The 6,253-nt window shown below is 71.4% G+C and carries 7 protein-coding genes; 1 reads left to right on the plus strand and 6 read right to left on the minus strand.

All coding sequences use genetic code 11. From position 1 onward, the window contains the following. Nucleotides 1-62: 62 nt before the first annotated feature. Nucleotides 63-1,031, minus strand: a complete 969-nt coding sequence (locus tag B9S58_RS05445; protein WP_103530991.1) for a diacylglycerol kinase family protein — start codon at nt 1,029-1,031, stop codon at nt 63-65. A 165-nt stretch (nt 1,032-1,196) separates the two neighbouring features. On the opposite strand from B9S58_RS05445, the gene B9S58_RS05450 reads away from it, so the two are divergent. After that, nucleotides 1,197-1,646 carry a hypothetical protein gene (locus B9S58_RS05450; protein ID WP_103530992.1) on the plus strand — a complete coding sequence of 150 codons (450 nt, stop codon included), beginning with the start codon at nt 1,197-1,199 and terminating at the stop codon, nt 1,644-1,646. A gap of 13 nt (nt 1,647-1,659) precedes the next feature. Here the strand turns inward: B9S58_RS05450 and B9S58_RS05455 are convergent, their stop codons facing one another. The 5 genes from B9S58_RS05455 to B9S58_RS05480 form a co-directional block, all read right to left on the minus strand. Further along, a complete protein-coding gene (locus B9S58_RS05455) occupies nt 1,660-2,589 on the minus strand; it encodes an RNA polymerase sigma factor SigF (RefSeq protein ID WP_103530993.1) in 930 nt (309 codons plus the stop codon). 23 nt (nt 2,590-2,612) lie between these two features. Then, nucleotides 2,613-3,026, minus strand: coding sequence for an anti-sigma regulatory factor (locus tag B9S58_RS05460; RefSeq protein WP_003966375.1), 414 nt, complete (start codon nt 3,024-3,026; stop codon nt 2,613-2,615). Nucleotides 3,027-3,258: 232 nt separating this feature from the next. Then, nucleotides 3,259-3,519 carry a UBP-type zinc finger domain-containing protein gene (locus tag B9S58_RS05465; RefSeq protein WP_103530994.1) on the minus strand — a complete coding sequence of 87 codons (261 nt, stop codon included), beginning with the start codon at nt 3,517-3,519 and terminating at the stop codon, nt 3,259-3,261. Nucleotides 3,520-3,911: 392 nt separating this feature from the next. Then, complete coding sequence (locus B9S58_RS05475; RefSeq protein WP_103530995.1) at nt 3,912-4,877, minus strand: 1-aminocyclopropane-1-carboxylate deaminase/D-cysteine desulfhydrase; 966 nt, start codon at nt 4,875-4,877, stop codon at nt 3,912-3,914. 34 nt (nt 4,878-4,911) lie between these two features. After that, nucleotides 4,912-6,111 carry a globin domain-containing protein gene (locus tag B9S58_RS05480; protein ID WP_103530996.1) on the minus strand — a complete coding sequence of 400 codons (1,200 nt, stop codon included), beginning with the start codon at nt 6,109-6,111 and terminating at the stop codon, nt 4,912-4,914. Between the last annotated feature and the right edge of the window lie 142 nt (nt 6,112-6,253).

Raw genomic sequence — 6,253 nt, forward strand, 5'->3', positions numbered from 1 at the left:
GCACTTCTTAGGGGTGGGGGCCAGTCCAAACGTTCGAGTTAAAGGACTTTAGGCCCTTCCACTCACACAATCACACGCAGTGCACGGCGTACGCCTGTGAACGTCACGCTCGTACGCAGCCCCAGGTGGTCACCGTCCATCTGGAAGGGTAGTGGGACCTTTGAATACAAGGTGAAGTCCGTGAGGTCGTGCTGTGAAACGGCGTGCTTGCCGCGCGGCCCCCTCTCGGGGCTCGAAGTGAGCAGCTGGGTGCCGTAGAGGGCCACCGCCGGGGTGGACAGACGCTTCAGTCCGAGGACGTCCAGCGCGGTGTCGAAGGAGGCCTTCGGTGAGGCGTACATCGGGCGATTGCCCAGGTAGGTCCAGGGGGCGGTGTTGCAGATTATGGAGAGCGCGAGGTCGGTGACCGGGTCCTGGCCGGGCACGTCGAGCGTGATCTGTCCGTGTCTGCGGTGGGCCTCGTTCAGGAACTGCCGCACCACCTGGCGTACGTACAGGGCATGCGTCGAGCGCTTCCCGTGTTCGCGTTTCTGTTCGACCCGGCCGATGACCCCGGCGTCGAATCCGAGACCGGCGCAGAAAGTGAACCAGCGTTCGGGGACGGACTCGTCCTCGGTTCCCGGGGTGCCGGCCGCGAGACCGAGACCGACCGTGCGTTCGGTCCGGTTCTCCAGGGCGTCCAGGATCGCGCCGGTCGCCTCCACCGCGTCGTTCGGCAGCCCCAGGGCTCGCGCGAAGACATTGGTGGATCCGCCGGGGACCACGGCGAGCCTCGGGAGGCTGTCCACGTCCGGGCCCCGGTGCAGCAGCCCGTTCACGACCTCGTTCACCGTGCCGTCGCCGCCGAGGGCGACCACCAGATCGATGTCGTCGCTGTCCGCGGCCCGCCGCCCCAGGTCCCGTGCGTGCCCCCGGTACTCGGTGGTCACCGCCTCCAGTTTCATCTCGCTGGCCAGCGCGTGGATGAGCACGTCACGGGTGCGGGCACTGGTGGTGGTAGCAGCTGGGTTGACCACGAGGAGTGCGCGCATGACGGTCAGCCTACCCACCGGGCGGTTCGGTGCTGTAGTCCCGGTTCGCTGCGCTCGGGGCCGGTGACGGAACGTGACCGGCTGCCCCGCCGTGCGCCCGAACGGGGGAGGCCGCTCCGCACCCCGGCTTCACTTCCGGACCCCGGGGATGCCAACCTGAAGGGCGTGAGCACTCAGCAGACACCCTCCACGCCGCCGTCCTCCGCAGCGGAGCGCCCGGCCAGGATCACCGTCCTCGCCGGGGTCAACGCCCTCGAAGGCGTGGCGCTCGCCGTCGGCGGCACCTATCTGCTGATCATGGGAGTGCTCGGGAGGCCGGAGAGCACACAGCAGGCGGAGACGGTCGGGATCACGCTGATCGCGCTCGGCGCGATCCCGCTGTTCGCCGCCCGCGGACTGCTGCTGCTGCGCGGCTGGAGCCGGGGGCCCGCGCTGATCACCCAGATCATGGCGCTGCCCGTGGCCTGGACGCTGCTGCGCTCGCAGGGTGCGCTGATCCCCACCGGGATCGTCCTGGCGGTGGTCGCCGTCACCGGCCTCGTGCTCGTGCTGAACCCGGCGACCACCCGGATCCTGGGCATCCGCCGGGGCCCCGGGGCGACCCCCGGGGCCTGAGGACGCCTTCCGGCTACTCCTCGACGAGCAGCCGCTCGCGCAGCTGCGCCAGGGTGCGGGCCAGCAGCCGTGAGACGTGCATCTGCGAGATGCCGACCTCCTGGGCGATCTGCGACTGGGTCATGTTCCCGAAGAAGCGCAGCAGCAGGATGCGCTTCTCACGCGGCGGCAGGTCCTCCAGGAGCGGCTTGAGCGACTCCCGGTACTCCACGCCCTCCAGCGCCTCGTCCTCCGAGCCCAGCGTGTCCGCGACCGCGGGCGACTCGTCGTCCGTGTCCGGCACGTCCAGCGAGAGCGTGCTGTACGCGTTGGCCGATTCCAGCCCCTCCAGCACCTCCTCCTCGGAGATGCCGAGCCGCTCGGCCAGCTCGTGCACCGTGGGCGAGCGGCCGTGCTGCTGGGAGAGCTCGGCGGTGGCCGTGGTCAGCGACAGCCGCAGCTCCTGGAGGCGGCGCGGCACCCGCACCGCCCAGCCCTTGTCCCGGAAGTGGCGCTTGATCTCGCCGACCACCGTGGGGGTGGCGTACGTCGAGAACTCCACCCCCCGGTCCGGGTCGAACCGGTCCACGGACTTGATCAGCCCGATCGTGGCGACCTGGGTCAGGTCGTCCAGCGGCTCGCCGCGATTGCGGAAGCGGCGGGCCAGATGCTCCACCAGGGGCAGATGCATCCGCACCAGCCGGTTGCGCAGCTCGGCCTTCTCCGCCGAACCGTCGGGCAGCTCCCGCAGCTCGAAGAACAGGGCCCGGGCCCCGCTGCGGTCGTGTGGATCGTGGTGCCCGTGCTCGCTCATCTGGCCCGCCCGCTCTGCCTGCGACTGCTGCTCCACCGCGACGTCGATGCTCTCGGGCCCGTCCGCTCCGTTCACCGGATGCGGCCGGGCCGGTTGCTCCGGGATGCCTGCTGGGCGCACCACCCCGGGTCGGATCGTCTCGTCCCGCACAGGACCGTCCCCGTTCCCGTTGCTCACGCCGGCCCGGGGCCCGCGCCGCGCTGTTTGTAGAGGCTGATGCTGACCGTACGGTCGTCGGCGACCGTGGAGTCGACCTTGCCGGCCAGTGCGGAGAGCACCGTCCAGGCGAAGGTGTCGCGCTCGGGCGCCCGGCCGTCCGTGGTGGGCGCCGACACCGTCACTTCGAGGGAGTCGTCGACGAGACGGAAGACGCAGCTGAGGACGGAACCCGGCACGGCCTGCTGGAGCAGGATCGCGCAGGCCTCGTCGACCGCGATACGAAGATCCTCGATCTCGTCGAGAGTGAAGTCCAAACGCGCTGCGAGACCGGCCGTGGCCGTTCGCAGCACCGACAGGTAGGCACCCGCAGCGGGCAGTCGGACTTCTACGAAGTCCTGATTCCCGGGCTCGCCTGCGATCTGGGACACCCTCACCTCCAAGGTGGCACAAACTCTTTCGAGGTTCCGGGAAGGGTGGCCCGGAGCCATGCGGTCCGTCGACGGTTCTTCGGCTCGGCGACGTTATCGGATCCATGATGCAGTGTCGTACGGACCCCACACCCTAACCGTCACTCATGGTAAGACCATGTGTACGCACAGTGGCTAGGGGTCTGCGACGTCCAATTACGAAGAACCAGCGCCGCATTGACGTACCCAGGCCTCAGACGATCGAACCGTCCTCGAAGCACCAACGCCGGCTCTCGCCCGCCCCGAAGCTCCGTATCACGGGATGACCGGTCGCCCGGAAGTGTCCGGTGGCGTGCCGCAGCGGCGACGAATCGCAGCAGCCGACGTGCCCACAGGTCAGGCAGAGTCGCAGCCGCACGGGGTGGCTGCCCGCCTCCAGGCACTCGGGACAGGTCTCGCCGAGCGGCACGGGCTCGGGGCGTGGCAGATCCGCTACGTGCGCACACTCGCTCATGGTGGGCAGGTTACGACGGATCCGAGGACGGTGGGACGGACGCGCTGCCGTCGGTGGCCCTGGTCGCGGTCCGGGCGGCGGTCGCCGGCGCGGACCGCCGCACCCCGGTACCCGCCCCGCTCGTGGTGGTCGCCGTGGGGCTCATGGCCGGCTGCCTGCCGGGCGCCCCGACGTACCACCTGGACGCGCACGCCGTGCTTCCGCCGTTGCTCCACACGGCGGCCGTGGACAGCTCCTGCCTGGATCCGCGGGCCGGCCGGCCCACCGAGTCGTCCCGGACCGGCCGTCGAGGCCGAGCGCGAGGCCTTCGTCCAGCTCCGGGACGAGCGGCGGATCGACGACGAGACGCCGCGTACGTCGCTGCGGCGGCTGGACCTGGAGGGGGCGGCGGCCTACCGGGAGACGGACGACTCCGGAAGGGGCGGATCCCCGGGAGTGGGCGGTTCTTCCGGATCGGACGGTTCTCCGGGGGTGCCGGTGATCACGGCGGCCACCCGGGTGCCCGGCTCGAACGCCCCCTCCTCGGTCAGTGCGGTCAGCGCGAACAGCAGCTTGGCGACGTAGACGCGCTCCACGGGCAGTCCGTGCCGGTCCTCGAAGTCCAAGGCGAAGGCCTCCAGCTCCGGGGTGGAGCGGGCGTAGCCGCCGAAGGTGAAGCGCTCGTCCAGCGACCAGTTGCCGGACGGGCCGCCGAACGCCTCGCGCTGGAGCCGCTCCACGGCCGGTCCGAGGAAGCCGCCGCGCAGCACCGGGATGCCCAGGGCCCGCTGTCCGGGGTCCTGGCCGGCGGCGAGCCCGGCCAGGGTGCCGCCGGTCCCGCAGGCCACGGCCGCCACTTCGCCCTCGCCGGCGAGCTCGCGCCCCAGCGCCGTACAGCCCTGTGCGGCCAGGGCGTTGCTGCCGCCCTCCGGGATGACCTCCACGTCCCCGTACAGGCTCAGCAGCCCCTCCAGGACCTCGGGGGAGGCCTTCGCCCGGTACGTCGTGCGGTCCACGAAGTGCAGTCGCATGCCGTCGGCCCTGCACCGGGCGAGCGACCGGTTGAGCGGCCGGTGGGCCAGCTCGTCGCCGCGGACGACGCCGATGGTGGGAAACCCGAGCAGCCGCCCGGCCGCCGCCGTGGCCCGGAGGTGGTTGGAGTACGCGCCGCCGAACGTGAGCACGGTGCGTCCTGCGGCGGCCTCCAGGTTGAGGACGAGCTTGCGCCATTTGTTGCCCGGCAGGGCGGGATGGATCAGGTCGTCGCGCTTGAGGAGCAGCCGAACGCCCCGGCGCGCGAAGCGGTCGTCCCGCACCTCGTGCGACGGGGACGGCACTGAGGGCCGCAGGAGGGCGTCGAGGCGGGGCGGGCTGTTCACCCGCCCATTGTCGCCTTCCCGGAAACGTGCCTCTTCAGGGAGCGGCCGGCCAGAGGTCCGGGCCGAACACCTCGTAGTGGACGTCGGCCGGCCGGACCCCCGCCGCCAGCAGTCGGGTCCTGACGGCCCGCATGAAGGGGAGCGGGCCGCACAGATAGGCGTGTGTCCCCGGCCGCACGGTGATGCCGTCCAGGTCGACGAGGCCGGTGCGGTTCGCGGGGTGCCCGGCCTCCGGTGCCTCGTACCAGAAGTGCGCCTCGGCGTCCGGGAGCTTCTCCGTCAGCCGGACGTGGTCGGTGCGCAGGGCGTGGTCGGCCGGTGAGCGGTCGCCGTGCACGACGGTGACCGGGCCCCGGTGGCCCTCCTGCGCGAGGTACTCCAGCATCGACAGCATGGGGGTGCAGCCGATGCCCGCCGAGGCCAGGAGCAGGGGTGCGTCCAGGTGGTCGAGCACCAGGTCCCCGTAGGGGACGGAGACGCGCAGCAGGTCACCCGCGCGGGTGTGCTCGTGCAGGTGCCGGGAGACCTCGCCGTCGGGTGATCCCTGGCCGCGCACCTGCTTCACGGTGATCGACCGCAGCCGGGAGCCGGGGGCGCAGGAGAGGCTGTACTGGCGTATCTGGTGAGCCCCGTCCGGGAGTTCGACCTGTACGGAGACGTACTGGCCGGGCCGGAAGGCGGGCGGGGGCGTGTCGTCGTCGGCGGGGCGCAGCAGGAAGGTGGCGACGTCCTCGGTCTCCTCGACCCGGGCGGCCACCTCCCAGGTGTGCCACACATCGCCCGCCAGGACGCCCTGCTGCGCGTAGAGGCGCGCCTCCACGGCGATCAGCGAGCCCGCCATCAGCCAGTAGACCTCGTCCCAGGCGGCGGCGACCTCCGGGGTGACCGCGTCGCCCAGGATGTCGGCGATGGCAGAGAACAGATGGGTGTGCACCACCTCGTACTGCTCCGGGGTCACCCCGAGCGAGGCGTGCTTGTGGGCGATCCGGTCCAGCATCACGTCCGGCCGGGTGCCGGGCTGCTCCACCAGCTGCGTCGCGAAGGCGGCGATGGCGCCGGCGAGCGCCCGCCGCTGGTCGCCGGAGGCCTGGTTGCCCCGGTTGAACAGGTTCCGCAGCAGCTCGGGGTGGGCGGCGAAGAGCTTCTCGTAGAAGAGGTCGGCGATGTCCCCGATGGCCGCGCCGACGGCGGGGAGGGTGGCTCGGACAGTGGCGGTGGACCGGTCGGAGAGCATGACGGGGGCTCCTTATTGGTACGTGGGATGCGTATTTATGGGCGACGGTCGACGGGTGATGGCCGATGGGTGGCCCGTCGGTGCGCGCGGGGGGGATGGAGAGCAGACCGGCGAGGTGGCCGTGCAGCGATTCGGCGCGCTC

Source organism: Streptomyces sp. SM11, from assembly GCF_002910905.1.
GTDB lineage: Bacteria > Actinomycetota > Actinomycetes > Streptomycetales > Streptomycetaceae > Streptomyces.

Excerpts from the sequence above, each read along its gene's own strand:
- B9S58_RS05445 (WP_103530991.1), bottom strand. The coding sequence starts at position 1,031 with ATGCGCGCACTCCTCGTGGTCAACCCAGCTGCTACCACCACCAGTGCC.
- B9S58_RS05465 (WP_103530994.1), bottom strand. The coding sequence starts at position 3,519 with ATGAGCGAGTGTGCGCACGTAGCGGATCTGCCACGCCCCGAGCCCGTG.
- B9S58_RS05480 (WP_103530996.1), bottom strand. The coding sequence starts at position 6,111 with ATGCTCTCCGACCGGTCCACCGCCACTGTCCGAGCCACCCTCCCCGCC.